Genomic DNA, 2572 nt, shown 5'->3' on the forward strand with positions numbered 1-2572 from the left:
TCCCTCAATAATTCGTGATCTACACAGGTGATAAACACCTGGCAGCGTAAGTCTTCCAACAAGCGGCAAAGCGCGCGACGGTGGTGCTCGTCCAGCTCGGACGGCAAGTCATCCACCAGATAAATACACTGACCGCGTCGAGCCTGGCTGACCAAGTGCCCTTGGGCAATCCGTAATGCGCAAACCACCAACTTCTGCTGGCCACGGGACAAGATGTCCGCGGCGTTGTGCGCGCCCAGTCTGAGACGCAAATCAGCACGTTGTGGTCCGGCCTGGGTATGCCCCATTTGCTGATCCCGTTGAAGGGATCCAGCGAGTACGGCACTCAGTTCACGGTCTTTGTCCCAGCCGCGGTAATAGCTGAGCGTCAAGCCTTCAAGCTCAACCAGATCGCTCAAGGTTTGTTCAAAGACTGGTTTCAAGGCTTTGATATAAGCGCGGCGGTATTCATCAATTTCAGCGCTGGCCTGGCACAGTTCCCTGTCCCAAACCGCTTGCGAAACGGCGTCAAGTGTACCATGCCGCAGCCAAGAGTTTCTCTGGCGCAGGGCCTTCTGCAAGCGCTGCCAGGTTGACATGAAGCGCGGTTCCACGTGGAACACACCCCAGTCCAGAAACTGCCGGCGAATCTTCGGCGCACCTTCCAGCAATCGAAAGCTGTCCGGATTGATCAATTGCAGTGGCAAGATCTCGGCCAGTTGTGCGGCGCTGCGCGCGTTCTGCCCATCGATACGGATCTGAAATTCGCCTTGGCGATCCCGCGAAATGCCCAAGGCGCTATGCCCGCCCTCTGCCAGCTCAACCTGGCCAAAGACTGTGCACGCCAGTTGTTCGTATTGAATGACCGGCAACAGGCGGGTGCTGCGAAACGAACGGGCAAGCCCCAGCAGATGGATGGCTTCCAGAACACTGGTTTTGCCGCTGCCGTTGGCGCCGTAAAGAATATTGATGCGGGGGGAGGGGGAGAAGGTCACCGGATGCAGATTGCGCACCGCGGTGACCGAGACGCGACTTAAGGACATCTAGCTTCTGCTGAGCATGATTACAGACGCATCGGCATGACAACGTAGGCCGAGTCGTCGTTATCCGATTCCTGCACCAGCGCGCTGCTGTTGGAGTCGGACAGGATCAGACGAACCTGCTCGGTGGTCATCACGCCCAGTACGTCGAGCAGGTAGCTCACGTTGAAGCCGATTTCCAGGGAGCCACCGTTGTATTCAACGCCCACTTCTTCTTCCGCTTCTTCCTGCTCCGGGTTGTTCGCCTGGATCTTCAGCTGACCGCTGGCCAGTTGCAGACGGATACCACGGTACTTTTCGTTGGACAGAATCGCGGTACGGCTGAACGCTTCGCGCAGCGCCTGGCGATCACCCAGCACCAGCTTGTCTCCGCCCTTAGGCAGAACACGCTCGTAGTCCGGGAATTTGCCGTCGACCAGTTTCGAGGTGAAGGTGAATTCCCCGGTGGTGGCGCGGATGTGGTGCTGACCCAGCACGATACTGACATTGCCGTCCGGCTCGGTGAGCAGGCGTGCCAGTTCAAGGATACCTTTGCGCGGCACGATGACCTGGTGACGATCCGGCTGGCCGATATCGGCCTGCATCGAGCACATGGCCAGACGATGACCGTCGGTGGCTACGGCGCGGATTACGCCAGCGGACACTTCCAGCAACATGCCGTTGAGGTAGTAACGCACGTCCTGCTGGGCCATGGCGAAGCTGGTGCGTTCGATCAGACGACGCAGTTTGCTTTGCTCCAGGCTGCAGGTCAGCGAACCCGGGCCTTCTTCCACAGTAGGGAAGTCATTGGCTGGCAGTGTCGACAGGGTGAAGCGGCTACGGCCGGCTTTGACCACAAGCTTCTGCTCATCGACCTTGATGTCGATCAGCGCATCGTTCGGCAGGCTTTTGCAGATGTCCATCAGCTTGCGCGCCGGCACGGTGATGGAACCCGGATCCGCCGGCTCTTCGAGTTGAACACGACCGACCAGCTCGACTTCCAGGTCGGTACCGGTCAGCGACAGTTGCTGGCCTTCGACAACCAGCAGCACGTTGGAAAGCACCGGCAAGGTCTGTCGGCGTTCGACGACGCCTGCGACCAGTTGCAGGGGTTTCAACAGGGCTTCGCGTTGAATGGTGAAATGCATGGTCTAGTCCCTTGCCTTAATAAGCTGCGCTGGTATTCATCAAGTGGTCAGCGTACGCAGCAGGTTCTTGTAGTCCTCGCGGATGTCCGCGTCGGATTCCTTAAGTTCGTTGATCTTGCGGCACGCGTGCAAGACCGTTGTATGGTCGCGACCGCCAAACACGTCACCAATTTCCGGCAGGCTGTGGTTGGTCAGTTCCTTGGACAACGCCATGGCGACCTGACGCGGACGAGCGACCGAACGCGAACGGCGTTTGGACAGCAAATCTGAGATCTTGATCTTGTAGTACTCGGCGACAGTGCGCTGAATGTTATCCACAGACACCAGTTTATCCTGCAACGCCAACAAGTCCTTAAGGGATTCGCGAATCAGCTCGATGGTGATATCGCGACCCATGAAGTGCGAGTGGGCGATCACGCGTTTGAG

General features: G+C 58.0%; 3 protein-coding genes. All 3 read right to left on the reverse strand.

Annotated features, from left to right (window positions below; translation table 11 throughout):
• A partial coding sequence (gene recF, locus ACXRVY_RS23690; RefSeq protein ID WP_458238394.1) for a DNA replication/repair protein RecF occupies positions 1 to 1022 on the reverse strand: 1022 nt, incomplete at its 3' end.
• A gap of 20 nt (positions 1023 to 1042) precedes the next feature.
• The gene (gene dnaN, locus ACXRVY_RS23695; protein WP_007969885.1) at positions 1043 to 2146 is read right to left on the reverse strand and encodes a DNA polymerase III subunit beta; all 1104 of its coding nucleotides are present in this window, start codon (positions 2144 to 2146) and stop codon (positions 1043 to 1045) included.
• 39 nt (positions 2147 to 2185) lie between these two features.
• A partial coding sequence (locus ACXRVY_RS23700) for a helix-turn-helix domain-containing protein (protein ID WP_458238395.1) occupies positions 2186 to 2572 on the reverse strand: 387 nt, incomplete at its 5' end.

It is taken from the genome of Pseudomonas sp. P5_A2_2, from assembly GCF_054177685.1.

Bases quoted from the DNA above. Each gene is read 5' to 3' on its own strand.
- dnaN (WP_007969885.1), bottom strand. From the start codon at position 2,146: ATGCATTTCACCATTCAACGCGAAGCCCTGTTGAAACCCCTGCAACTG.